Raw genomic sequence first — 25163 nt, 5'->3', positions numbered from 1 at the left:
CGGGCGCCTCCGCCACTGCTCGAGCGTTCCTCGTGGTGCGCGCCGCAAGGTGAACGGGCGCGAACCTCCCGAGACGGAGCCGGGGAACGGTCCGCCCGGCGGCACGGCAGACGCCGCGGGGCAGGCCGGGGCTCCGTACACCGCCCCCTTGAGGGGCGCGCCCGGATGCGGAGCTCCACCTGACGGGGGCACCGACAGGGACCACCGGGTGGCGCCGGGGAAAAGAGTGTGCGCGGGAGCCAGGAGGGTGGCTCCCGCGCATACTCGCCCGTCATCACACGGACCACCCGGGGGCGGGGCGGCCCGTGCGGGTCAGCGCACCGGCAGGTGGTAGGAGAGCCGGTAGCGGTCCGCGGGCACGACGATGTCGGCGGTCTCCACGGGGCGGTCGGAGGCGTAGAAGGTGCGGGAGATCACCAGCACCACATGGCCGGCCACCCCGCCGAGCGCGGCGGCCTCCTCGGCCAGGCAGGGCCGGGCGAGCACCTCCTCCACCACGTTGTCCACGACGATCTCCAGCGCCTCCATGCGCTCGGCCACGCTGCGCCCGCCCAGCGGGCCCTTGGCGGGGAGCATGATCGGCGTGCGGCCGGTGATGGCCAGGGGCTCCCAGGACACCGAGAGCATCATCGGCTCGTCCTGGCTGCGGAACAGGTAGCGGCTGCGCATCACCCGGTCGCCCACCGGGACGTTCAGCCGCCGGGCGACCTCGGGCGTGGCGTCCTCCGCCGCGCTCTCGCCCTCCCAGGTGCCGAGGGCCTTCTCGTCGGCCTGCTCCTGCCGGAACAGCGTGGAACGGCCCGGCTGCCGGTAGCCGGAGCGCGCGAGCCTGCGGGGGCGCACCCGCTCCCGCACATACGTCCCCGAACCCGACCGGCCCTCGACGTATCCCTCGACGATGAGGACCTTGCGGGCCTCCAGGGCCACGGTGTCGGAGACGGCGTAGTCCTCGCGGATCTGCTTCTGCGAGGGGAGCCGGGCACCGGGCACGAGATGCCCGTCGAGGATCTTCCTGCGCAGATCTGCCGCGACGCGAAGGTACGCGGGCTGCTCGCCGAATGGCACGTGGCCCCTCCAACAATTGACCGGCGCGTTCAGCTTGGCAACGGCCGCCGACCCCGGCAAGGGAGGCGGCAGCCCGGTCCAAGCGATTACAGAGAGTATGATCCTCGATTCGCTCCGCTATCAAGGGGCCCTTTCAGCCGTCCCCATCACTTCGAGTGATCTCCGCGAAACCGCCCCCGCCGCCGCCGGAATCCCCACCTCCGCAGCTCAGACCGGGGCGCACCGGCGCGCCACGCGGCGGCCCCGCCCGCGCGCCCGGGGCACCTCCCGAACAGCCTGGCGAGCGCCGCCGCGCGCGCCCGGGGCTCGGCGCGGGGCTCGGCGCGGGGCGGCGATTCCCGGGCGCGGCGCGGGAAGGGGCGGCCGGCGCTCCGGGCGCCCCGGCCGCGCGGGGAGGCGCCCGGTCAGGCCGCGCGGCGCGGGCGGGGGCGGCCGGAGCCCTCGGCGGACCTGCGCAGCGTCAGGTGCCGGGTGCCCACCAGCGCCGCCGACAGCGCCGTCCCCCCGTACAGCCAGCCCGCGTTCACCGCGAGCGCCGTGCCGACCGTCACCGCCCGGCCCAGCAGGCCGCCGCCCTCGCCCGGCGTGGTGACCAGCAGGGCGGCGACGAACGCGATCGGGGCCGCGACCGGGGCCGTCACCAGGTCGGAGGAGCGGACCCTGAGCGCCGCCACCACGCACGCCACCAGGAAGCCCACCCCGAAGACCATGCCGAAGCCGTCCCCGGCGAACGCGTCCACGGCGCCCCCGACCAGGCTCAGCACGAGGGTGACCACCCCGGTGCCGACGGCGGTGAGCCGGGCGGGCGAGGTGCTCTCGCCCGCGGCCGGGCGGGCTCTGCGGGCGGCGGCGCGCCCCGCGGCGGGGGCTGCCGCGCCGTCCGCGGACTCGCGGGAGGGACGCGGCAGGCGCGGGGCGCGCCGCTCGGAGTCCCTCGACGGCGCGGAGGGGACCGGAACCCGGCGCGGCCCGGAGTCCCGGGGTGCTCGTTGTCTCTCCACCCACCCAAAGTAGGGGCAGGGGCAAGTTTCGGCTGGCCGGACACGCCTTCCTTGGGCTGTTCTTGGGCCGCCGCGGGTACCGTGTCCACGACAACCAAGCCATGACGCCCCGTCAGGCGCGGGGCGGGCAGGGAGGCGAGATGGGGCAGCAGCACGTCGTCCGCCGCAGGGCCGTGCTCGCCGCGGCCGCCGCGGCCGCAGCCCTGCCCGCAGCCCTGCGCGGCGCCCCGCGGGCGGGCGCGCGGGACACGGGCGACGTCCACGCCGGGCTGACCGCCCGCTGGCGACAGGTCCTGCTCGGCGGCGACCCGCCGGCCGGCGGCCCCGAGTACACCGCGGCCGTCGCCGCCCAGGACCGCACCGCCCGCGCCCACCTGGCCTCCCTGCGCACCGGGCCCGGCCGCACCACCCCCTTCGACGACCTGCCGCTCGGCACCGCGTCCGCCAACGTCACCGCCGTCGCGGGCCGGCTGCGCACGATCGCCCTCGCCCACGCCACGCCCGCCTCGGCCCTGCACGGCGACCCGGAGGCGGCGCGCGCCGCCGCGGCGGGCCTGGCGCTCCTGCACGACGCCGCCTACCGGGCCGGGCAGGAGGCGTACGGCAACTGGTGGGACTGGGAGATCGGCACCCCGAAGGCCGTCGGTGACCTGTGCGTCCTGCTCGGCGACGCCGTCGGGCCCGCCACCCGCGACGGGCTGCTCGCCGCCACCGACCACTTCGTCCCCGACCCCCGCCGGATGCTGCGCGGCACCCTCGACTCCACCGGCGCCAACCGGGTGGACCTGTGCCGGGTGGTGGCGCTGCGCGGCGCGCTCGGCCGGGACGAGGGGAAGCTGGCCCTCGCCTCCGCCGCGCTCGCCGGGGTGCTGGACCCGGTGCCCGTCGGGGACGGCTTCCACCCGGACGGCTCGTTCCTGATGCACACCTGCGTCGCCTATCCCGGCACCTACGGCGAGGTGCTGGTCAGGGGCGTGGCCGAGCTGATGAAGCTGCTCACGGGCACGCCGTGGGACGTGGCCGAAAATGAGCGGCAGCGCGTCGTCGACGCCGTGCGGCGGACCTTCCTGCCGCTGGTGCACGGCGGGCTGACGCTCGACTGCGTGCGCGGCCGGGCGATCTCCCGCACCGGCGCCAGGGACGCCGACGACGGCTTCCTGCTCGCCGTGGACCTGGTGAACCTCGCCGGAGCCCTGCCGCCCGAGCGGGCGGCGACCGCCGGCGAGCTGCGCTCGGTGGCGCGGGAGTGGCTGCGCCGCAACACCTGGCGCCCGCTGTCGGCCCGGCAGCCCGCGCAGATCGCCGCCGTCGCGCCCGTCCTCGCCGACGGCTCGCTGCCCGCGCCGCCACCGCTGCTCGGCCACTTCGCCTTCCCCGACATGGAGCGCTTCGTCCACCGCCGCCCCGCCTGGAGCGCGTCGCTGTCCCTGAACTCCGACCGCGTCGCCCGGTACGAGTACATGAACGGGGAGAACGCGAAGGGCTGGCACACCGGCGACGGCATGCTGCTGCTCCACCTGGACGCCGACCCGTTCCAGCACACCGACGGCCACTGGCCCACCGTGGACGCCAAGCGGCTGCCCGGCACCACCGTGGACACCGCCCCGCTCCCGCCCGGCGCGGGCGGCGACAACGACCACGAGCCGCTGACCGGCACCCGCCTCTCCGGCGGGGTGCGCCTGGACGGGTACGGCCTGGCCTCGGTGGACCTGCGCGGCCACGCCTCCCCCCTGACCGCCCGCAAGTCCTGGCTGTTCCTGGACGACGCGGTGCTGCACGCCGGGTCGGCGATCAGCGCCACGGGCGGGCGGCGGATCGAGACCACCGTGGAGAACCGCCGCGCCGACGCCCCCGCGGCCGTCCACCCCGGCTGGGCCCACCTGCCCGGCACCGGGGGGCACGTCTTCCTCGCCGGCCCCGCGCCGCACACCGTCCACGAGACCCGCACCGGCACTTGGCGCGACCTGAACGCCTCCGGGCCCACCACCCCCGTCACCCGCCGCTGGACCACCCTCTGGCTGGACCACGGCACCGACCCCCGGGACGCCTCCTACGCCTGGCTCCAGCTCCCCACCGCCTCGGCGGAGGCCACCGCCGCCCGCTCCGCCGCCCCCGGCGTCCGCGTGACCGCCCTCACCCCGGACCTGCACGCCTTCCGCACCACCGGCACCGCGGGCCCCCGCCTCACCGCCGTCACCTTCTTCGCCCCCGGCAGCCACGCCGGGATCACCGTGGACGCCCCCTGCTCCGTCCTCCTCCTGGAGCACCCCGGCCGCTCCCTGCGCGTCGCCGTCGCCGACCCCTCCCGCACGGCCGCCACCGTCACCCTCACCCTCCACGGCCACCGGCACCCCCTCTCCCCCGAGACCGCCGACGACGGCCTCACCGTCCTGACCACCTCCCCCCTCCGCCTCCTCGCCGAGCCCGGCGCCCGCCACGGCGCCACCCTCACCGCCACCCTGCGCCCCGGCCCCCCGCCCCGCCCCCGCCGCGCGCACCTGCTCCGCCCCACCGCCGACGCCACCGTGCGCGGCGACGGCACCCGCGACGACACCGGCCCCCACCTCACCGTCGGCCCCACCAGCCGCGCCACCCTCTCCTTCGACCTGGCCCCCCTGCGGCGCACCCGCGTCCACCGCGCCGTCCTGTGGCTGTACGGCGCCGTCCCCAACGACCCCGCCACCCGCGAGGACGACCTCCTCTTCACCGCGCTCCGCGCCCACTCCCCCCACCGCGCCCCGCCCTCACCCCCCGGCACCGCCACCGTCTACCCGGACTGGACCGCCCTTGACGTCACCGAGGCCGCCCGCCGCCTCCCCCACCCCTTCACCGTGACCCTCGCGCAACCCACCCCCGGCCCGGAGGTACGCCTCCACAGCCGCGAGAACCCCACCCACCCCCCGCTCCTCGAAGTGATCACCGACCGCCACCCCCGCAGCCCGTAAACTCGAAGGCCGAGTCCCGCCCGCACATCCCCACCACCACCCCCGCACCGAAAGTCACCCATGTCGCTCACCATCGGAATCGTCGGCCTGCCGAACGTCGGCAAGTCGACCCTGTTCAACGCCCTCACCAAGAACGACGTGCTCGCGGCGAACTACCCCTTCGCCACCATCGAGCCCAACGTGGGCGTCGTGGGCGTGCCCGACCCCCGCCTGGACAAGCTCGCCGAGATCTTCAACTCCCAGCGCAAGATCCCGGCCACGGTCGACTTCGTGGACATCGCGGGCATCGTGCGGGGCGCCTCCGAGGGCCAGGGCCTGGGCAACAAGTTCCTGGCGAACATCCGCGAGTCGGACGCCATCTGCCAGGTCATCCGCGCCTTCGCGGACCCCGACGTGGTGCACGTGGACGGAAAGATCTCCCCGAAGGACGACATCGAGACGATCAACACCGAGCTGATCCTCGCCGACCTCCAGACGATCGAGAAGGCCCTGCCCAGGCTCCAGAAGGAGGCCCGCCTCCAGAAGGACAAGGTGCAGGTCGTCGCCGCCGTCGAGGAAGCCAAGAAGATCCTCGACCAGGGCACCACCCTCTTCGCGGCGGGCTTCACCGCCACCTCCGAGAAGGGCCAGCTCATCCGCGAGCTGCACCTCCTCACCACCAAGCCCTTCCTCTACGTCTTCAACGTGGACGAGGACGAGCTGGTCAACGAGGACTTCAAGAACGAGCTGCGGGCCCTGGTCGCCCCCGCCGAGGCGATCTTCCTCAACGCCAAGATCGAGTCCGAGCTGACCGAACTCGACGACGACGAGGCCCTGGAACTCCTCCAGTCCATGGGCCAGGACGAACCCGGCCTGGCCACCCTCGGCCGCGTCGGCTTCGAAACCCTCGGCCTCCAGACCTACCTCACCGCAGGCCCCAAGGAATCCCGCGCCTGGACCATCCGCAAGGGCGCCACCGCCCCCGAGGCGGCCGGCGTCATCCACACCGACTTCCAGAAGGGCTTCATCAAGGCCGAGGTCATCTCCTACGACGACCTGGTGGCGGCGGGTTCGGTCGCCGAGGCCCGGGCGCAGGGGAAGGCGCGGATGGAGGGCAAGGAGTATGCGATGCAGGACGGGGATGTGGTGGAGTTTCGGTTCAATGTTTGATTGAATCTTTAATCAAATTTCCATCCTGCAGAGTTGCATGTCAAGAGGGGCCCTCAGCCCAAGATGGGGCCCTCTGGTGGCTCAATGAAGGTCTAGTGGTGCTTTGGTGCTGGCTGCTGTCCCAGGGGGCCGGAAGTGATCACCTGTCGGCACCTGCGGCCACCCCCGGGATGCTGTCCCGTGCTGACATTGTGATTTCGGCGCTACCTCTGGAGCTAGCTCGCGGTAGTGAACGCAGGTCTGGCGCTCGAGACGGGCACGCCAAACTGTCCTTGCACGGGTGGTGGGCGCGAGGCAGTGGATCTTGCCGTGAAGGGTCTATTTGCCAGATCAGAGCCCTTAGTTGGGCATAGGCTGAGAGGTCTTGTCGTGGGTAGGGGCCGGATGTGGCCTGGTCAAGGAGCAGCAGCGTATGAGCGGGCAGGAACGGCGTCGTGAGCAAGTCCCGGAGTCGTTGAAGGCAGCAGCCCGGAGGTCTCCCAACTTCGGGCGGCTCTACGCGATGCAGCCCCTGCTGGCGATCTACGGCGCACAGGCCGAGCAGTCGGTCTTCACCAACCCCAACGTCTCGTACGTCGCTTCCGGGCAGTTCGGCGAGGTGCTTGCCGAGGAGCTGGTGCAGCGGGCCGGGGTGCGGGTCGAGGGAACCCGGCAGATCGACCGGCTGGCCGGACTCCAGCGCGCTGGCCTGCTCCCTGGTCGAACTCGGGATGCCTTTGACACGCTCCGCCGGGGGCGCAACGACGCCGCGCACAATCACCTCTTCGACACCAGCAAGGCCCTCAAGGCCGTCGAACTCTGCTTTCACCTCGGCCAGTTCTTCTCCCGAGCGATCGACGACGTGCGAGAGATCGCTGCGTTCGTGCCGCCCCAGCTGCCTAGTGAGGTGGCGGGCGGATCCGCCGAGCTGGCCGAACTCCGCGAGGCGCTCGGTCGCTACCAGCGCACGCTCGCCGAGTCCCGAACTCGCCTCAGCGAGGTTGGTGACCGGCTGGAGGCCGAGCGGCGCGGCCGGGAGGAGGCCGAGAGGCTGACCGAGGCCGCTGAGCGGGCCCGTGCTGAGTCCGAGGCGGAGGTAGCCCGCCACCGGGACGAGATCGAGCGGCTCCGGCGCGCCCACCAGGACCGATACGACCAGGAGCGCCTCAAGCCCCGACCGGTCAGCGTCAACGCCCGTGAGGCGATCGTCGCCCGCGCCCAGCGGCCCGAGCCGCTCAACGAGGTACAGGCTCGCGTCCGCATCGACGAGATGCTCACCCAGGCTGGCTGGACGGTCCAGGACTACGGCGACCTCAACCCACTCGCCTCCCAGGGCGTCGCGGTCCGAGAGTTCAGCCTGGCCACCGGCCGCGCCGACTACGTCCTTTATGTCGATGGCGTGATCGTCGGCGTTATCGAGGCCAAGCGCGAGGGCACCCCCTTGGCCGGCGCCCTCGCGCAGAACGAGCGGTACGCGGGCGGTGTCCTCAAGGAGCACTCCATGGCGGTCTGGCGCGAGGGGGAACCGTTCGCCTTCCGCTACGCCACCACCGGCGCCGAGACGTTCTTCCTCAATCTCCTCGACCCGCACGCCCGCTCCCGGTCGGTTTTCGCTTTCCACCGCCCGGAGACCTTCGCCGCCTGGATGAAGCGGGCCACAGAGCACCCGGACACCCCCACCTTCCGGGCCGCCCTGCGCACCGCGCTGCCGGTCCTGGAGTCGCACGACCTGCGTACGGCACAGGAGGAGGCGATCGTCGGCCTGGAGAGTTCACTCGCCCAGGACAAGCCGCGCGCACTGATCCAGATGGCCACTGGTGCGGGCAAGACCTACACCGCGGTCACCGCGTCGTACCGGCTGCTCAAGCACGCGCGTGCGCGCCGCATTCTTTTCCTTGTCGACCGAAACAACCTCGGCCGCCAGGCCAAAGCCGAGTTCGACCGCTACAAGGCGCCGGACGAGAACCGCAGGTTTACCGACCTCTACAACGTCGACTCGCTCGGCCGGTCCGGTCTCCAGGAGACGTCCTCCGTCGTCGTCTCCACGATCCAGCGCATGTACGCGCTCCTCAAGGGCGAGCCGCTGGAGGATACCGCTGAGGCAGAGGACCGCGAGGACTCCTCTACCCTCGACGAGAACTACATGACCGACCGCCCGGTCACCGTCGAGTACAACCCGGCCGTCCCGATCGAGTCCTTCGACTTGATCGTCATCGACGAGTGCCACCGCTCCATCTATGGCCTGTGGCGTGGTGTCCTGGACTACTTCGACGCCCACCTGGTCGGTCTCACCGCCACCCCTACCCGGCAGACCAAGGGCTTCTTCGACGGCAACATGGTCTCCGAGTACACCTATGAACAGGCCGTCGCTGACGGCGTCAACGTCGACTTCGATGTGGTCACCATGGACTCCTCTATACGAGAGGACGGCGGCGCGAAGATCGACAAGGGGACGACGGTCCGTATCCGCGACCGCAAGACCCGAGCCCAGCGTTACGAGGAGCTGGACGAGGACTTCGTGTACACAGTCGGCCAGATAGGCCGCACGGTGATCGCCGAGGACGAGATCCGGGCCGTCCTCACCGCGTACAAGAACAACTGGCAACGGTGGTTCCCGGGCCGGACCGAACTGCCTAAGACGCTGATCTTCGCGGCGAGCGACGACCACGCGGACGAGGTCCTCAAACAGGTCAAGGAGGTCTTCGGGCGCGGTGACGCCTTCGCCAAGAAGATCACCTATCGCTCCCGGGACAAGGGCGACGACCCCGAGCAGCTCGTCAACGACCTGCGGAACTCGCCGTTGCTGCGGGTCGCCGTCACGGTCGACATGATCGCCACGGGTACGGATGTCAAGGCCCTGGAGTGCGTGATCTTCCTGCGGGCCGTCCGCAGCCCCGTCCTCTTCGAGCAGATGAAGGGGCGCGGCGCCCGCACGATCGACGCCGACGACCTGAAGGCGGTCACTCCAGATCCGGCCGCCGACCTGGCCAAGGACCGTTTCGTTCTGGTCGACGCAGTGGGCATCACAGCATCGCCGCTGGTCGACACCCGCCCGATGCTGCCGCCGGACGGCGGCAGTCTCAGCTTGACCAAGCTGATGGACAAGGCGGGCAGCCGCTCGCTGACGGCCGAGCAGGCCGAGACGCTCGGGCGCCGGCTGGCCCGACTTGACCGAAAGCTCACGAAGGAGGAGCGGGAGAGGATCGAGCAGGCATCGGGCGGGGTGCCACTGGCGGACATCGTCCGGAAGATCACCGACGCGGTGGACGTCGACACTCAGGACCGGGCGTACCGGGAAGGCGGCGCGGACCGCGCGCGGCGACTGGTCCACGACTCTGTCGAGACTCTGACCACACACCCGGAACTGCGAAAGCTGATCATCGGCATCAAGCAGCAGCACGACCTCACGTACGACGCGACGACCGAGGTCACGCTGAAGGTGAATGAGGTCCCGAGGGAGGAGCGGGCGGCGAAGGAGCTGGCGGAATGGCGCCAGCTCCTGGAGAGCCGCAAGCGCGACGAGGCGACGGCGGAGGCGATTGCTCTCCAGGTGATCCTCGGTATCGGCTCGCGGGTGCGCCCGCAGGAGGCGCGAGCCCACCTGAAGGAACTGATGGCGGCCATCAAGGCCACCAGGCGGAACTGGACCCCGAAGGTCATCTGGGACCACTACGAGCTGGTCGGCGAGGCGGCCGAGTCGCTGACGAAGTCGGCCGGTCTGGGGGACCTCATGAACCTCGTCCGCTACACGCTCGGCGCGGACGACCAGCTGCGCCCGTACCGTACGGTGGTCGAGGAGCGCTTTGAAGGCTGGCTGCTGCGGCAGAGCCAGGCAGGAGCGGAATTCACAGATGACCAGCTGTGGTGGCTGCACCGGATCAAGGACGCGATCGTGGTCGATCTTGGCATGGAACGCGAAGACTTCGGCCACATGCCGTTCTCCGAAAAGGGCGGCGGCCCGGGCTTCGCGAATGCCTTCGGTGGCAGAAACCAGGCGCTGGAACTGTTGGACGAGCTGAATCGGGAATTGGCTTGAGTGAGGGAATGGGCGGGTTGCCTGAGGGGTGGGCAACCTCGACGCTGGGGGAGCTCGCAGAATATGTGAATGGCCGAGGGTTTCGAAAGACTGAATGGTCTAAGTCTGGGCGGCCGATTATTCGCATTCAGAACCTTACCGGCTCGAATCGCGTGTTCAATTATTACGAAGGGGATTTGGAAGGTCGTCACCTTGTAAAAAAGGGAGACCTTCTGCTTTCCTGGGCTGCAACGCTGGGTGTGTACGAGTGGGGCGGGCCGGAAGGGGCGCTAAATCAGCACATTTTTAAAGTGAAGCCTTACGTCGATCGCCGATTCTTCCGATATCTCTTGCAGTACAAGTTGCAGGAGGTCAAGGCGCGCACTCAAGGTTCCGGAATGGTGCATGTTACGCGTGGAGAGTTTGAGGCTGTTCCTGTTCCTGTTCCTCCACTTAGCGAACAGCGTCGCATCGTCGAGGCCCTCGAAGAGCAGCTCTCCCGCCTTGACGCGGCTGAGCAGGTACTCCAGGTTAATCGTGCACGCATTCGCGCCTTGGCCACCCGCGTGGCGAACTTTGCTGCCGCTAGGGCAGTTCCGGCGAGCCAGCCCACCGCGCCCCTTCCGCGCGAGGCAGACGCAATCGATCGGAACCTGCCCAGGATTCCAGCCAGCTGGTCCTGGGAACGGCTCGGTGATATTGCCGAGGTTGTGGGCGGTGTCACCAAAGACAAGAAGAAGCAACTTGATCCCGACCTCACCGAAGTCCCTTACCTTCGTGTCGCGAATGTGCAGCGCGGATGGCTTGACCTTAATGATGTAGCGACCATTCGAGTCCCGGATAAGAAGGCCAAAGACTTGCGCCTCAAGACCGGAGACGTACTGATGAATGAAGGTGGAGATCGCGACAAGCTTGGCCGCGGCTGGGTTTGGCGGGGGGAAGTCAAGGATGCCATTCACCAGAACCATGTATTCCGAGCAAGGATTCACGGGGACATCCTTCTGCCAGAGCTCCTCGCCTATCATGCAAACAGCTCGACGCGATGGTTTGAAGTGAACGGGAAGCAGACAACCAACCTTGCCTCGATCAGCCTGAAGAAAATTAGAAATCTTCCAATCCCCGTCCCTCCTGCGGGTGAGCAACTAGAGATTCTGCAGCAGATTAGTGAGCAGCTTGATGGCCTTGCGCGCGCTGGGGCCGCCGTCGAGGTTGGGCTCAAGCGAGCTGCAACGTTGCGCTCGGCGCTGCTGAGGAAGGCATTGACCGGCAACTTGGTCCCACAGGACCCCGCCGACGAACCCGCCATCACCCTCCTAGCCAGGATCGCCTCCGAGCGCGATGCCGCTAAGCCGGCCCGCAGGGCGAAGCCCAGCCGTGAGGGCGCGCGGGCGAGCAGCCCGCGCAAAACGGCCGTCTCGCGAGGCCGCGTTGCCGCCCGAGCCGTCACGAACGTCACCGCACCCCCCGCTCCCGCTCCGACCCACTTCCCCGCCGCCTCCGTTCAGCAGGAGTTGTTCGACCAGTGACCGCGTCCGTCCCTGCATCCGAAATCGTTCCCGCCGCTGCGACGGACGACGCCGTCACGCCCTCCTCCGAAGGCGTCCCCCTCACCGAGACGCCGAAGTCAAAGAAGGCCGCCGCGCAGACCAACACGTTGGTCGCGAAGCTCTGGAACTACTGCAACGTCCTCCGTGACAACGGCATGTCCACCATCGAATACGTCGAGCAGCTCTCGTATCTCCTCTTCCTGAAGATGGTCGACGAGATCGAGAACGACGAGTGGGGTGGCCGTGACCTCAGCGCCCTCGTGCCCGCCGACTACAACTGGAAGTCGCTCGTCAGCAAGCGTGGTGCCGAGCTCGAAGCGCACTACCGCGCCATCCTGGAGCACCTCGGCCGTAGGCCCCACACCACCATCGGCACGATCTTCGCTGATGCTCAGAACCGGATCACCAAGCCCGCCCTGCTCGAGAAGCTGGTCGTCGAGCTGATCGGTCGCGAGGAGTGGACGGTCACCGGCACCGACCTCAAGGGTGACGCCTATGAGGGCCTGCTCGCCAAGGGGGCTTCGGACACGAAGACCGGCGCCGGCCAGTACTTCACGCCGCGCGCGCTCATCGACGCGATGGTGGACGTGACCCGGCCGGGTCCGGACGACACCATCACCGACCCCGCCTGCGGCACCGGAGGCTTCCTGATTGCTGCCCACGCGTACGTCACCCGGCACCACGTCCGGGACATGGACATCGACGCCCGCAAGGCGTACGACAGCGGATCCAAGATCTGGGGCACCGAGCTGGTCACCGGCACCGCCCGTCTCGCCGCCATGAACATGCTCCTGCACGGCATCGGCAAGAGCGACGGCCCCAGCCTGATCAACGTCGGCGACGCGCTTGCCGAGAAGCCGAGTGGCCGGCACGCGAGTCTGGTCCTCGCCAATCCGCCCTTCGGCCGGAAGTCCGCGATCACCGTGATCGGCCAGGACGGCGAGCTGGAGAAGGAAGACGTTCAGTACGACCGTGACGACTTCACGGCCACCACGACTAACAAGCAGCTCAACTTCCTTCAGCACATCATGTCGTTGACGGCAGTCAACGGCCGGGCCGCCGTCGTCCTCCCTGACAACGTCCTCTTCGAGGGTGGCGCGGGCGAGAAGGTCCGCCGCAAGCTCCTTGACGAGTTCGACCTGCATACGATCCTGCGCTTGCCTACGGGCATCTTCTACGCGGGCGGTGTCAAGGCCAACGTACTGTTCTTCGACAAGAAGCCCCCGCGCGCCGACGGCAAGCCGCACACCAGCGTCACCTGGATCTACGACTTTCGCACCGGCCAGCACTTCACCATGAAGCAGCGCCCGCTGACCCGCGCCCACCTGGACGACTTCGTCGCCCGGTACAAGGCCGGCGAGCCGCTGACTGCCCGCGTCGCGGACGAGGACGAGAACGGCCGCTGGAAGTCGTACGCGTATGAGGACTTGATCAGGCGCGACAAGGTCAACCTGGACATCACGTGGATGAAAGACCCGGCCCTGGAGGATGCGGACAGCGACCTGGAGCCAGAGGTCATCGCCGAGGAGATCGTGCGCGATCTCCAGTCTGCTCTGGCCGAGTTCACTGCCATCGCAAAGTCACTGGGCGCGGACGTGGACGTACCAGAGGCGGAAGAGATCTGACGACGGCCTGAACATTCATCGTCAACCAGCCGGAGAGCTGCAACGCCAAGTGCTGTGCACCTCTCCGGCGTTCCCGTGAAGTTGCCGTTGGCGGGGGCGGTGCTGAAGCCTCCACGATGCACCGGCCTCGATGCTGAAGCAGCCGCGACAGGCGCCAAGACGGACACCCCTCGGCCAACCGCGCTACCCTCCATGAGGTAGCAAAGACGGCAAGTTCTGCTCGTCCTTGCCGACTCCGGCGGTGAACTGGCCTGCGGCCGACTGCTTAGCGTACGCCCCGCAACTGGCTGCGGTCGCCGCCCACGTGCCACGAGAACTTGAGGTGATGCCCGTACGCGGGGCCCGGCCGACCTCGTACGTACTGCGGAGCGCTCTAGCAGCCTGGGGTAAGGGAGTGAAGGGCCGGATCGTGGAGTCGAGACGATTAGATCAAGCCACCACCGACCACGATGCGCAAGGCCACTTGACCTGCCCCAGTGCAGTCTAGGGAATACTAGAAGTCTGTGTCCCGAACCTCTTGCCCTTCCACGTGCCGAACCGAGGTATGAATGGTCATCGCACACCCTCAGACCCGTCAGTTCGAGTCGTTCGTCACGAACCTGTCGTACGCACGCCAGATGGTGCGAGCGGGACAGGCGCTGGAGGTGCTCAGCCCCAAGGGCATCGACACCGGCGATTTCTACCGGGCCGCCTGGGTGCAGTCCATCGCTGCCCTGGAGCACTGGGTGCAAGAAGAGGTGTTGCGCCGGGTCGCTGAGGAAGCTGCCAAGGACGACCCGGATATGCCGCGGAAGCTCCGCGACTACCCGTTGCCGCTCTACTGCCTGGAGAGGGTACAGCGGGGCGAATCGACCACCTCTGAGGTGGTCGCAGAGAGGGTGCGCCAGGACATCGCCCGGCAGACTTTGCAGAACCCGGACGCCATCGCAAAGGTGATGGCGCTCGTCACAGACGTCAAGGTGTGGCGGGAGGCTGCGAAGTGGGTCAACCGGTGGAGCCAGTACCGCACTTCATATGATGAGAAGCGGCTGCGCGGTAAGTACATCCTGCTGCTCCGTCGTCGAAACCAGATTGCACACGACGCGGACCTGATCGACGGCGACCTCAAGCAGCGCCGGCCGATCGGCGAGGCTGATGTCACGGACGCGCTGAACTGGATCGAGCGGATCGCGCTCGCGCTCGCGTACGCACTGGACGGAGAAGCTTCCAGCCCCTCTGGGCTTCCGGCTCCAGACCCGACTTGGGTGGAGGCTTCGGAAGCGACTGGTGGAGATCAGTTGCGCCAGACTGACTGATTGTTGTTGAGCCCTGCGAACTCGTCCTAGGGTCCTTGTCAGTCCTCTGGTTTAGCCTTCGGCCATGCGACCGCCTCTTGAGAACGTTCTGCGCAATGCGCTCGTAAAGAAACTAGAGTTGATCGAGCCGGGGCTCCGTCCTGTTCAGCTCGAGGAGTATCCGCTCCCCAATGCCCATGGCACGAGGGGCAGCATCGACATCCTGGCTCGCGATCGCCATCAGATGTGGGTGGTCATAGAGCTGAAGCGGTCCCGGTCCAGCGCACGACAGGCCCTGCACGAAGTCAACAAGTACACGGAGCTTCTTTGCCGGGAGAAGAGCCTCGCGCCGGACCGCATCCGCGCCGTGATCGTGGCCATGCCGGATGACTGGGATGAGCTCCTGGTCGCCGTCAGTCACGCAGCACGTGACTGGAGCCATGATCTTCGCGGATACCGGCTCCTCCTGGACGGTAGCGGTGCCCCTGCAGGGGCCGAGCGGGTGGAGCTACTGCCTCGGGCGTTCGAGCCTCGGGTTACCCCCATCCATAACCTGTTCTTCTTCACCTCGGAGGAACAGCGCAATCAGGGCTGGAAGATCATCAGTAAGGTTGCGCACGGGTTTGGGAAGCTTGACCTACTAGCGGCGGATCTGGACCGGGTGGCGGAGAAGCACTACATCCCTGCGCCTTTCGGCTTGTACCTTGCGGTAGGCCGGGTAAACGAGGAAATCGCCTCGGCAGAACTCCTGGACAGTTACGACGGGCCGGAGCCTTTTGCTGCCGAATATCAGGCCGAGTACCTCGCCCTTTGTGCGATCTGCAATCGCCTTGCACGCAGCGAGATGCGTGGAATAAACATGGAATCTGCACAGCCAGGACTGCTTAAGAATCTTGCAGACAACCCCAACTGGGCCATACGAGGCTTCCGAGGTACCGGCGCCTACGACGATACTGCTGCCTTCGAGCAGCAGGACCTGTTCCGCTTCCTCACCGGGGACGAGCGAGGAGACAGCCAGGTTCTTTACACGGGTACCGCCAGCCCGCAAGGAGCCAGCCGCTGGAAGGCGTTTCGGCAGGAGATTCGACAGAGCCTTGCCGGCAACCATGAGTGGGAGTCACTGGTGGAGAGCTGGCTAGACGAAGTGAGCCCAAAGGTCGGTGACGGAGACATCGGGCTGCACGTCTACAACCCGTGCGACCTCCTGCAAGCAATCATCCACGGCTGGCCCGACCGGATGGAGGAGCTTCTGCCGATGGTCATCGGTGAAGCTGTACCCCGACATGGTCTGCGCAGTTCGGTGCGCGGTGCTCTTTGTTGGAACGGGCGAGGCATGTCACTCCCCGATGCAGTACGGCTCGTGTATCGAGACCCCCTGTTCCTAATGAGTAACATGTACGCGGGGACGGTGTGGGAACGCGACCGCGAGCTCCTGGATCTCCTCGGGCTGCACTACGTACTCTTGGAAAGCATCGGCCCCGCCTGGTCTGAGGCATCTGAATCCGACGAGCACCGCATCTGGGTGCAGCACGAGCAGGGTGCTCGAGTCTATTCATCCGCCTCGAATCCTCGCGCGTACAGACAAGCGTTTGCCAGCATCGCAGCTAATGGCGAGATCGTCTCAGTTGGGCAGTACATCGCCAGGCACTCCCGCGAGGCTGAGATCGTGGCCGGGGAGTACCGCGCTTTCGTCCATGCCGTGCAGTAGAAGCCGATCGTAACCTAGAGCGACTATGCGTCGGTGATGCGTCGCTAATGAGGGCTGGTTGCTGTCGGCACCGCCTATGTGTCACCGCGCGGATTCGCTAAGAAGAGCGGATTGGTAGCGCGCTCCTTGCACACATGCGAGGTGGTGGTCACGATCTCAAGACCAGGGGTTCGGCAGATCGAGGTGGCGGTTGGCGAGCGTCTTTCAGAGGTGCAAGCGGGATGCCCGAGACCGGAACTACCCCTGCTTGCGCCCAAGGTGTGGCCATGCGTGGACCGTGCGCTATCGGGAGCTGGGCGGCAGACGGGGCGGCAGCGGGAGAAGTCGTTTACGCGGAGGATCGGCTTGGACGGCGCGGACGCCTTCGCTGCCGCCGTGGAGAAAGACAAGCAGACTCGCGTGCGCGTCAAGCCTGCTCGTAGCGCTGTGCTCTTGTCAGTCTGGGCCGAGGAGTGGCTTGAGCGACGAGTCACCGGCGAGGCGACCCGCTGCAACTACGAAGGGTTCGTTCGCAACCATCTCGTGCCGAGCCTTGGCCGTAAGCCGCTGGCTGGGTTGGTGCGGCGGGACTTTGAGAGGTCCGTCAAGGACATCTACCGAGGCGGTGCAGGGCTGGCTGCGTCGACGGTGAACGACCGCATGGTCCTGGTGGCCGCCATCATGGAGGCGGCGGTCGTCGACAAGCGCATCACGGAGAACCCTGCCCGAGGCATCCGGATATCCCGTAGGGATGCTGTGGCGGTGGACGAGGACGCAGTGCCGACGCCAGCTGAGGTGGATCTGATCGCTGCGCAGATCACGCCACAGTTCCGCCTCGCCGTCTACCTTCAGTCCGGTACAGGACAGCGACCTAGCGAGGCCCTGGCCTTCTCCACCGAGTGCAGGCGGTCTGGCTTCGTCAGGATCCGATGGCAGGTGAGTGCCAAGACGCACCACGAGGACTGCCCGAAACCCTTCGTCCCCCTGAAGCATCGGCTGGAGAAGGAGTGCCGGGACATCCCCACCGCCCTGTTCGTCGAACAGGAGATTGATGCCCATCTCCGCAGGTGGAAGCCGGTGCCCGTGGTTTTTCCCGGGCAGAAGGGCAAGCGGATTTGACTCGAGACCTTCTTCGCCCCGCGTCAGCCTGGCGCCGGGGTGATGCCGTCCATCGCGTCCTATAGTTACCAGTTCAAGAAGGCGTGCCTCCTGGCCGGCCTGGTCGATCTGGACGGCAAGGCCAAGTACACGCCTCGTAGCCTGCGGCACTTCTTCGCTTCCATTGCCCTGGCCAACAGTGTGCCGATCCACGAGGTATCACGCTGGCTGTGGGACCGTTCCGTCAAGACGGCGGTCGATATCTACGGGCATTTGCTGCCCGGCGCGTGGGAGCGCTGCCGGGAAGTCTTGCAGCGCTCCATGCGGCTCGTGCCCCAGATGTGACGTTCCTGCCGTCAGAGGAGGTGAGCTCGAGCGTCGGCGACCGAGCTGTGTAGGAGTACCGGGACTGGCTGGCCTGCTTGGTGCTGGGATGGAACGCCCGTGCTGGGATGGTGCTGGGATGTCCACTGTAAAACGCGCGTTTCCGCAGGTGGGAGCTCTGCACTACAGATTCCGCTTCAACGTGTAGCGGGTAACCAAGCGCCCCATCGCCGATCTGGCAAACCCGCCGGTCAGGGGTTCGACTCTTCAGGGTCGGGCCCTGATTTTTCCCGTACTGGGATGGTGTTGGGATGCCGGGGTCAGTTCCCCGTGCTGGATCGCGGGATATCCCCGCGAGGGGCGTGCGGGAGGTTTTGACGGGCTCGCGCTCCCACTGCTTCACGGCTTCGCGGGCTCCCTTGCTCAGGTGTTCTTTGTCGTAGTTGAGCGCTGCGGAGAATTCGGTCAAGGTCAGCCCTGCAGCCTGTCGTAAACGACGAAGTTCGGGGCGAAATGCGCAGTTGCGCTCATCGTCAACCTCACCTTGAACAGCGGCCATGAGAGCCATGCGCCCCCACGGGGCACTCACGTGCAACGTCCACCGTAGAGATGCACCGACGACCAGCGGCGACGCGACTGAAGCCAAGACCGTCGAGGCGGTCGAGCCGCAGCAGGCGAAGGCGGTGGACAGTCGGCTGATCGACGAGTTGGTTGGCGTACCCCCGGGTGGCGTGGACTCGTTCAAGTCGGAGATCACCCGCAAGCAGCCGGAGCTGCGAGATTTGGCGACAAGCTGGGGAGGTTACTAACATCTACGTTAGTAACTATACGGTTAGTCTCATGGATGGAGGTCGCCAGGTCGTGGTGGATTTCGTGGGCCGTCGGCAGGAGCTGGCGACGTTGGAGCGAGAGCTGCGGAAGGTGGCAGCAGGAGTTGGCGGGGAGCGGCCCGGTCGGTGCGTGATGTTGCGCGGGCGGCGCCGAGTGGGCAAGTCACGACTGGTCGAGCGGTTCGCGGAGCGCTCGGGAGCCCCGTTCTTGTTCTACGCGGCGACCGGCGCGTCCCCCAGGGATGATCTGGCACGGCTGGCGCGGGACGCCCAAGCGTCGACGCTGCCGCTGGCCGGGCTGGTGGCCGCCGCACGGCCGGAGAGCTGGGACGCGGCGTTCGATGTGCTGGCTGCGGCGCTGCCCGCCGACCGGGCGAGCCTGCTCGTCATCGACGAGGTGCCGTACCTGATGGACGCCGACGGCGCCTTCGAGGGGATGCTGCAACGGGCCTGGGACCGGGTGCTGGAGACCAAGCCGGTGCTGCTGGTCCTCATCGGCTCCGATCTGTCGATGATGGAGGCTCTCAACAGCTATGGACGCCCCTTCCATCAGCGCGGCCGGGAGATGGTGCTGGGGCCGCTGAACCCCGCCGAGGTGGGGAGGATGCTGGGGCTGGAACCGGCGGAAACCTTCGACGCCGCGCTGGTCACCGGCGGGCTGCCGCTGATCTGCGCGGAATGGCCGCACGGCGCGGGGCTGTGGGACTTCCTCGGCGAGGCCTTGAATGACCCGGTCTCGGCCCTGCTTGTGTCGGCCGAGCGCTCATTGGCCGCCGAGTTTCCCCCGCAGGCTCAGGCGCGTACGGTGCTGGCGGCCATCGGCAGTGGCGAGCGTACCTTCACCAACATCGCCCGTGCGGCCGGCGGGATCGGGGCCACCCCGCTGCTGCGAGCGCTGGAGTTGCTCACGGACAAGCGGATCGTCGCCGCGGAGCTGCCCGTGTCGCTGCGCCCGTCGAAGGATCGCCGCTACCGGGTGGCAGATCCCTACCTGCGGTTTTGGCTGCACCTGCTCGGCCCGTCCATGGAGGAGATCGAGCGAGGACGGGGCGACCTGACCTTGGCGCGGATCCGGGAGAGCTGGACCAGTTGGCGCGGCCGGGCGATCGAGCCACTCATCCGCGAGGCGCTCGCCCGGATGCTGCCTGATGACCGGCTCCCCGCAGCGCCCGCAGTCGGCGGCTACTGGACCCGCACCAACGACGTTGAGATCGACATCGTTGGGGCGGACCGCGCCCCCATCGCGAAGGAGCTGCTTTTCGTCGGCTCCATCAAGTGGCTGGAGCAGTCGCCCTTCGATCGGCACGACCTGGCAGCTCTCCATCGCCACCGGGCCGCCCTCACCGACGAACCAGTTCCAGTCGTGGCGGTCTCGCGCAGCGGAGTCGACTGTCCTGGGCTCGATGCCGCCTACGGCCCAGGCGATTTGTTGAGCGCTTGGCCGCTGTGAGTGCGGATTGCGGGCGTCCGCCGGGCCGGGCGGTCACGGCAGGCCCACCACCGTGACCCCGCGGAGTTCGAGGATCAGGCCGGAGGCCAGCATCGCGTCGAGTCTGTGGTCGCCGTACGGCAGCCAGGGGTTCGACTCGTGGGCCCGCCAGCCGGTTGGCGTGCGCTGGTACAACCTGCCCGCGACGCCCCAGGGGCGGGGCTCGCGCACGCGCAGGGCGGTGAAGTCGCCGCGGCCGAGGTGGGGGCACTGCTCGGCGGAGGCGCGGGCGTGGGGCTCGCACAGCGGGGGCATGGCCGTCAGGGCACCCTCGGGCCAGGTGGGAGGGTCGTCCGGTTTGCGCCAGTCCAGGAACAGGTACCCGGCGTCGTCGCGGCTCGCCGGGCCGTTGCAGAGCTGGCGGCGCAGGGCGGACGCGCAGGCGCGCTGGCGGGCGGAGTGCATCTCCCTGTACAGCGGGCGGCCGACGCCGGGAGAGGACGACATGCGCGCCCACAGCACACCGTGCCCGTCCCGGTCCCCCGGCCGGGGACGCCCCCGGTAGGCGAGGCGGAGACGGGGGAAGACATCGAGGGTCAGGTCCCTCTTCAGTCCGGGCTCCTCGCTGCTCCAGGCGGTGATGTACGGGACGAGGGTGGGGCGGGCGATCGATCGGCTACTCACCGGCGACCAGCTCCGCCCAGACGACCTTGCCCCAGCGGCGCAGATCGGTGCCCCACCGGTCCGCGACGGCCCCGACGATGAGCAGCCCGCGCCCGGACTCCTCGTCGTCGAAGGGTGCCCGGAGGGTCGGCACGGAGCGGGACTTGTCGCTCACGGCAACCCGCACCCGGCGCGGCTCGGGCCGCTTCACGCTCACCCGCAGGGGGCCGCGGTCGCTGTGCCGTACGGCGTTGGTCACCAACTCGGCGACGATGAGTACCGCGTCATCGATCAGGCAGCCGAGCCCCCAAGTGTTGAGGGCGGCGGCGACGAGCTGACGAGCGCGGCACGCAGACTCGTCCTCGCTGGGGAGCGTCTCGCTGTAACCGGGACAGCCGGTCGCGTTGGCACGGGGCGCAATCACGAACAAGGGGGTTTTCCCTTGGGCGCTTCTGTCGCCACTCCCCTGCGGCTGTTCCGGCGGGACCTGCGGTGGTGTCTGGTCATTCACGACTCGTACCTCCGGCACGGCGCACCCGCTTCAGAGGCAGGTGGCCCGCTGACAAGGACTTCGGACTGACGGCACGCCAACACTCGGACACTTTTGGTCCGTTCGCCCGAGTGCCGACCTTGCAGGAGTGTGGAGTCTTGCGGACAGCGTCTGCAATCCCACTATGGAGTGCAATTGCAAATCCGGCTTGCGACGTGGCGCGACGGGCCACCAGACTGGCCGCGTGACGACATCAAGCCCTGTGGTGCGACGCCGGAGGCTGGGGCTGGAACTGAAGCGACTCCGTGAGTCGGCCGGCCTCACGGGCGCCGAACTGGCGAAGCGTCTGAACTGGTCGGCTTCGAAGTTGTCCAGGTTCGAGGCAGGTCGCGCGGCCCCCTCATCGGTGGACGTGAACCGGCTGCTCGACGAGCTCGGAGTCAAGGACGCCGAGCAGCGCGAGAAGCTGGCGACCCTCACCCGAGACGCGCGAAAGAAGGGCTGGTGGCAGCTCTACGACGTCCCCTACTCGACCTTCATCGGGTTGGAGGCGGAGGCCACGACGCTGCTGACCTACGAGAACGTCGTACCCGGCTTGCTTCAGACCCGCAGATACGCGGAAGAGATCAACCGCGCGACAGTTCTGGGCTTGTCCGACGACGCCCTGGAACAGCGCGTGGACGTGCGGATGCAGCGTCAGCACGTCGTGACGGGACCGGAGCGCTTGGAGCTGCGAGCAGTCCTCGACGAGTCGGCGCTACGGCGGATGGTCGGTGGTCCCGAGGTGATGCGCGAGCAGTGCAACCGCCTGCTGGAGATGGCCGAGCTGCCGAACGTGATCCTTCAGGTCATCCCCTTCTCGGCGGGAGCTCACCCCGGGACACTGGCTGGACCGTTCGTTATCCTTAAATTCCCACATCAGGAGGATCCCGATGTGGCCTATGTCGAAGCCAGCCCCGACCCTTACCAGCCCGATCCCCAGGGGTACGAGGTGCTGTTCGACCACCTTCGTGCAGCCGCCCTGAGCGTCACGGAGACGCTGACGCTGATCCGGAACATGGTGAATGACCTATGAGGAGCGAGATGGACCTGGCGCACGTCACGTGGCGCAAGTCCAGCAGGAGCCAGGGCAACGGCAACTGCATCGAAGTAGCCGAAGGCGTCCCCAGCGTCGTGCCCGTCCGGGACTCCAAGGACCCTCACGGGCCTGTGCTGGCGTTCAGCCCTGTGGCCTGGGCGGCGTTCGTCGAAGCCGTCAAGGCCGATCGCTTTCCTGCAAGTTAGACAACCACAGTGATCGCAAAAGACCCCGCTCTCTCAGAGCGGGGTCTCGTTGGTTCTGTCGAGCCGGGTGCCGAGGAGAGAGCACGGGGAAGCCCCCGCCGCTCGGGCGGGGGCTGTTCTCAGCCCTTCAACTGGGTGAAGCGGAGGCGGTTGCCGAAGGGGTCGCGGAGGCCGCAGTCGATGCCGTAGGGGCGTTCGGTGGGTTCCTCGGTGAACTCCACGCCGCGGGAGCGGAGGGTTTCGTAGGTCTTGCGGCAGTCGTCGGTGGTGAGGATGAGCCAGCCGCCCATGGCGCCCTTGGTCACCAGGTCGCGGACCTGCTGTGCCGTCTCCTCGGACATCGCCGGCGGGCCGGGCTGCTCCAGGAGGATCTCGCGGTCCGGGTGGCCGGGGACGTGGACGGTCAGCCAGCGCATGAAGCCCATGTCGACGTCGGCGGCGACCTCCAGGCCGAGCTTGCCGACGTAGAAGTCGAGGGCCTGGTCCTGGTCGAGGACGTAGATCGCGGAGTGTGTGATCGCGGTGAACATGGGTGCCACGTTAGTGACGCGGCGGGGCGGAAACTTATCCGAAACTGCTCAGGTGCTCGGTCGGGACCAGGCCATGGTGAAGCAGGTCGGTACGTTCGCGGCGGCCGCCTGCCTGCGGTACTCCCTGGGTGAGCGGCCGACGATGTCGCGGAAGGTGCGGCTGAAGGTGCCGGGGCTGCCGAAGCCGACCTCGAAGCAGATGTCGGTGACACTGCGGTCGGTCTCGCGCAGCAGGAACATCGCGCGTTCGACGCGGCGCCGCTGGAGGTAGCGGTGCGGGGTCTCGCCGAACACCGCCCGGAAGGTGCGGGCGAAGTGCGCCGGGGAGACGTGGGCGATCCGGGCCAGGGCGGGGACGTCCAGCGGTTGCGCGTAGGCGCGGTCCATCGCGTCCCGGGCGCGGAGCATGCGGCGGTTGGTGTCCTCTGCGGCGCGGCTCACGGCGTCATCCCATCACGGCGGGGAGGCGGGCCGGTCCGTTCGGGAGTTTTTTCGGGGATGCTGTCGATGCGGTCGGGTCCCGTTCGTCGTGATGGTGTGCGGCACCGACGCCGTGCGGGGAAGCGACACAGGAGGCACACCGTGAAGTACATGCTGCTGATCAACGCCGGTGCGGTCGACGCGGACGGCGGGGCCGCCGAGTGCGACGTCCAGGAGTGGATGAACTACGACAAGGAGGTCCGCGACGCGGGGATCCACGTCTCGGGCGAGTCGCTCGCGGACCTGGTCACCGCCACGACGGTGCGGGTCGGCGCGGACGGTGAGCGGTCCGTGGTGGACGGGCCCTTCGCGGAGAGCCGCGAGGTGCTGGGGGGCTTCTACGTGATCGACGTGCCGGACCTGGACGCCGCCCTGGACTGGGCCGCCCGCTGCCCCGGGGCGCGCGGCAGCGGGTCGGTCGTGGTGCGGCCGGTCGCGGACTTCGGGGCCTGACGGCCGTGCCGGAGCGGGGGCCGGAGCTGGTGGGCGGTGCCGACCGGGCGGTGGAGGCGGTGTTCCGCGAGGAGCACGGGCTGCTGCTCGCCTCCCTCGTCCGCCGCTTCGGCGATCTGGATCTGGCCGAGGAGGTCGCCTCCGAGGCGATGGAGGCGGCGCTGGTGCACTGGCCGGAACACGGCGTTCCGGCCAGGCCCGGTGCCTGGCTGCTGACGACGGCCCGGCGCAGGGCCCTCGACAGGCTGCGCCGGGACCAGGCGTACGCGGCCCGGCTCGCCGTCCTCCAGGTGGAGGCGGACCGGGCCGCGCCGGCCCCGCCCGCGGACGCCGGCTCCGGCCTCCCCGACGAGCGGCTGCAACTGTTCTTCACCTGCGCCCATCCTGCCCTCCCGGCCGAGGCGCGCGGGGCGCTGATGCTGCGCTGCCTGGCCGGGCTGACGACGGCGGAGGTGGCGCGGGCCCACCTCGTCCCGCCGACGACGATGGCGCAGCGGATCGTGCGGGCGAAGAAGAAGATCCGCGAGGCCCGGATCCCGTTCCGGGTGCCGGGGGCGGACGAGTTGCCGGAGCGGCTGCCGGGGGTGCTCCGGACGCTGTACTCACTGTTCACGGAGGGCTACGTGGCGAGCTCAGGACCCGACCTCCAGCGGCCGGACCTGGCCGAGGAGGCCATCCGGCTGGCGCGAATCCTGCGGCGGCTGCTGCCCGGCGAGCGGGAGGTGACGGGGCTGCTGGCGCTGATGCTGCTGGTCCACGCGCGGCGCGGGGCCCGCACCGGCCCGGGCGGGGAGCCGGTGCTGCTCGCCGACCAGGACCGCGGCCGCTGGGACAGCTCCATGATCGGCGAGGGCCTCGCCCTGGTGCCGGCGGCGCTGACCGGCGGTCCGGCCGGGCCCTACGGGGTGCAGGCCGCGATCGCCGCCCTGCACGACGAGGCCGCGGACGTGGCGGCCACCGACTGGCCGCAGATCGTGGCGCTGTACGACGTGCTGCTCGCGCTCACCCCGTCCCCCGTCGTCGCCCTGAACCGGGCCGTGGCCGTGGCGATGCGCGACGGCCCCGAGGCGGGCCTGGCCCTGCTCGACCATCTGGCCGGCGAGGAGCGGCTGCGCGGCTACCACCCCTACCACGCCGCCCGCGCGGACCTGCTGCACCGGCTCGGCCGACCCTCCGAAGCGGCCGCGGCCTACCGCCGCGCCCTGGAGCAGGCCGGCACCGAACCGGAACGGTCCCACTTGCGGCGCAGGCTCACCGAGACCGACCCGGGCACCGCGGACACCTGACGCCGCCGA

20 protein-coding genes are annotated in these 25163 nt (G+C 68.7%); 14 read left to right on the top strand and 6 right to left on the bottom strand.

Annotated elements, in window-relative coordinates; translation table 11 throughout:
- Window positions 1-312: 312 nt before the first annotated feature.
- Complete coding sequence (locus ACYVO2_RS11800; protein ID WP_461007650.1) at window positions 313-1065, bottom strand: GntR family transcriptional regulator; 753 nt, start codon at window positions 1063-1065, stop codon at window positions 313-315.
- 404 nt (window positions 1066-1469) lie between these two features.
- The gene (locus ACYVO2_RS11795; protein ID WP_461007649.1) at window positions 1470-2066 is read right to left on the bottom strand and encodes a DUF6542 domain-containing protein; all 597 of its coding nucleotides are present in this window, start codon (window positions 2064-2066) and stop codon (window positions 1470-1472) included.
- A 140-nt stretch (window positions 2067-2206) separates the two neighbouring features.
- On the opposite strand from ACYVO2_RS11795, the gene ACYVO2_RS11790 reads away from it, so the two are divergent.
- From ACYVO2_RS11790 to ACYVO2_RS11745, 10 genes are all read left to right on the top strand, one after another.
- A complete protein-coding gene (locus ACYVO2_RS11790; RefSeq protein WP_461007648.1) occupies window positions 2207-5011 on the top strand; it encodes a polysaccharide lyase 8 family protein in 2805 nt (934 codons plus the stop codon).
- Between the two features lie 60 nt (window positions 5012-5071).
- Window positions 5072-6160 (top strand): redox-regulated ATPase YchF, encoded by a 1089-nt coding sequence (ychF, locus tag ACYVO2_RS11785; protein ID WP_461007647.1) that lies wholly within the window; start codon window positions 5072-5074, stop codon window positions 6158-6160.
- 412 nt (window positions 6161-6572) lie between these two features.
- Window positions 6573-10175, top strand: coding sequence for a type I restriction endonuclease subunit R (locus ACYVO2_RS11780; protein ID WP_461007646.1), 3603 nt, complete (start codon window positions 6573-6575; stop codon window positions 10173-10175).
- A complete protein-coding gene (locus tag ACYVO2_RS11775; RefSeq protein ID WP_461007645.1) occupies window positions 10172-11680 on the top strand; it encodes a restriction endonuclease subunit S in 1509 nt (502 codons plus the stop codon). Before ACYVO2_RS11780 ends, ACYVO2_RS11775 begins: the two co-directional genes overlap by 4 nt.
- Window positions 11677-13326, top strand: coding sequence for a type I restriction-modification system subunit M (locus tag ACYVO2_RS11770; protein WP_461007644.1), 1650 nt, complete (start codon window positions 11677-11679; stop codon window positions 13324-13326). Before ACYVO2_RS11775 ends, ACYVO2_RS11770 begins: the two co-directional genes overlap by 4 nt.
- Window positions 13327-13874: 548 nt before the next feature.
- A complete protein-coding gene (locus ACYVO2_RS11765) occupies window positions 13875-14621 on the top strand; it encodes a hypothetical protein (RefSeq protein WP_461007643.1) in 747 nt (248 codons plus the stop codon).
- A gap of 64 nt (window positions 14622-14685) precedes the next feature.
- Window positions 14686-16308 (top strand): endonuclease NucS domain-containing protein, encoded by a 1623-nt coding sequence (locus ACYVO2_RS11760; RefSeq protein ID WP_461007642.1) that lies wholly within the window; start codon window positions 14686-14688, stop codon window positions 16306-16308.
- Window positions 16309-16653: 345 nt separating this feature from the next.
- Window positions 16654-17406, top strand: a complete 753-nt coding sequence (locus tag ACYVO2_RS11755; protein ID WP_461007641.1) for a hypothetical protein — start codon at window positions 16654-16656, stop codon at window positions 17404-17406.
- Window positions 17407-17448: 42 nt separating this feature from the next.
- A complete protein-coding gene (locus ACYVO2_RS11750; RefSeq protein WP_461007732.1) occupies window positions 17449-17730 on the top strand; it encodes a site-specific integrase in 282 nt (93 codons plus the stop codon).
- 840 nt (window positions 17731-18570) lie between these two features.
- Window positions 18571-19989, top strand: a complete 1419-nt coding sequence (locus ACYVO2_RS11745; protein ID WP_461007640.1) for an ATP-binding protein — start codon at window positions 18571-18573, stop codon at window positions 19987-19989.
- Window positions 19990-20022: 33 nt separating this feature from the next.
- On the opposite strand, the gene ACYVO2_RS11740 is transcribed toward ACYVO2_RS11745, so the two are convergent.
- Both ACYVO2_RS11740 and ACYVO2_RS11735 read right to left on the bottom strand, forming a co-directional pair.
- Complete coding sequence (locus tag ACYVO2_RS11740) at window positions 20023-20652, bottom strand: hypothetical protein (protein ID WP_461007639.1); 630 nt, start codon at window positions 20650-20652, stop codon at window positions 20023-20025.
- Complete coding sequence (locus ACYVO2_RS11735) at window positions 20645-21055, bottom strand: ATP-binding protein (protein ID WP_461007731.1); 411 nt, start codon at window positions 21053-21055, stop codon at window positions 20645-20647. The genes ACYVO2_RS11740 and ACYVO2_RS11735 overlap by 8 nt, the downstream gene beginning before the upstream one ends.
- Window positions 21056-21365: 310 nt before the next feature.
- On the opposite strand from ACYVO2_RS11735, the gene ACYVO2_RS11730 reads away from it, so the two are divergent.
- Window positions 21366-22196 (top strand): helix-turn-helix domain-containing protein, encoded by an 831-nt coding sequence (locus ACYVO2_RS11730; protein WP_461007638.1) that lies wholly within the window; start codon window positions 21366-21368, stop codon window positions 22194-22196.
- Window positions 22197-22204: 8 nt separating this feature from the next.
- Window positions 22205-22405, top strand: coding sequence for a DUF397 domain-containing protein (locus ACYVO2_RS11725; RefSeq protein ID WP_461007637.1), 201 nt, complete (start codon window positions 22205-22207; stop codon window positions 22403-22405).
- Between the two features lie 119 nt (window positions 22406-22524).
- On the opposite strand, the gene ACYVO2_RS11720 is transcribed toward ACYVO2_RS11725, so the two are convergent.
- Together ACYVO2_RS11720 and ACYVO2_RS11715 are read right to left on the bottom strand one after the other, a co-directional pair.
- A complete protein-coding gene (locus ACYVO2_RS11720; protein ID WP_461007636.1) occupies window positions 22525-22935 on the bottom strand; it encodes a VOC family protein in 411 nt (136 codons plus the stop codon).
- A gap of 48 nt (window positions 22936-22983) precedes the next feature.
- On the bottom strand, window positions 22984-23376 hold the full coding sequence (locus tag ACYVO2_RS11715) for a helix-turn-helix domain-containing protein (RefSeq protein ID WP_461007635.1): 393 nt from the start codon (window positions 23374-23376) through the stop codon (window positions 22984-22986).
- Window positions 23377-23517: 141 nt separating this feature from the next.
- On the opposite strand from ACYVO2_RS11715, the gene ACYVO2_RS11710 reads away from it, so the two are divergent.
- Together ACYVO2_RS11710 and ACYVO2_RS11705 are read left to right on the top strand one after the other, a co-directional pair.
- Window positions 23518-23868 carry a YciI family protein gene (locus ACYVO2_RS11710; RefSeq protein WP_461007634.1) on the top strand — a complete coding sequence of 117 codons (351 nt, stop codon included), beginning with the start codon at window positions 23518-23520 and terminating at the stop codon, window positions 23866-23868.
- Window positions 23869-23873: 5 nt separating this feature from the next.
- The gene (locus ACYVO2_RS11705) at window positions 23874-25154 is read left to right on the top strand and encodes an RNA polymerase sigma factor (protein ID WP_461007633.1); all 1281 of its coding nucleotides are present in this window, start codon (window positions 23874-23876) and stop codon (window positions 25152-25154) included.
- Window positions 25155-25163 lie beyond the last annotated feature (9 nt).

Source organism: Streptomyces capparidis (assembly GCF_054782095.1).
This window is presented reverse-complemented; position numbering and strand designations above follow the sequence as displayed.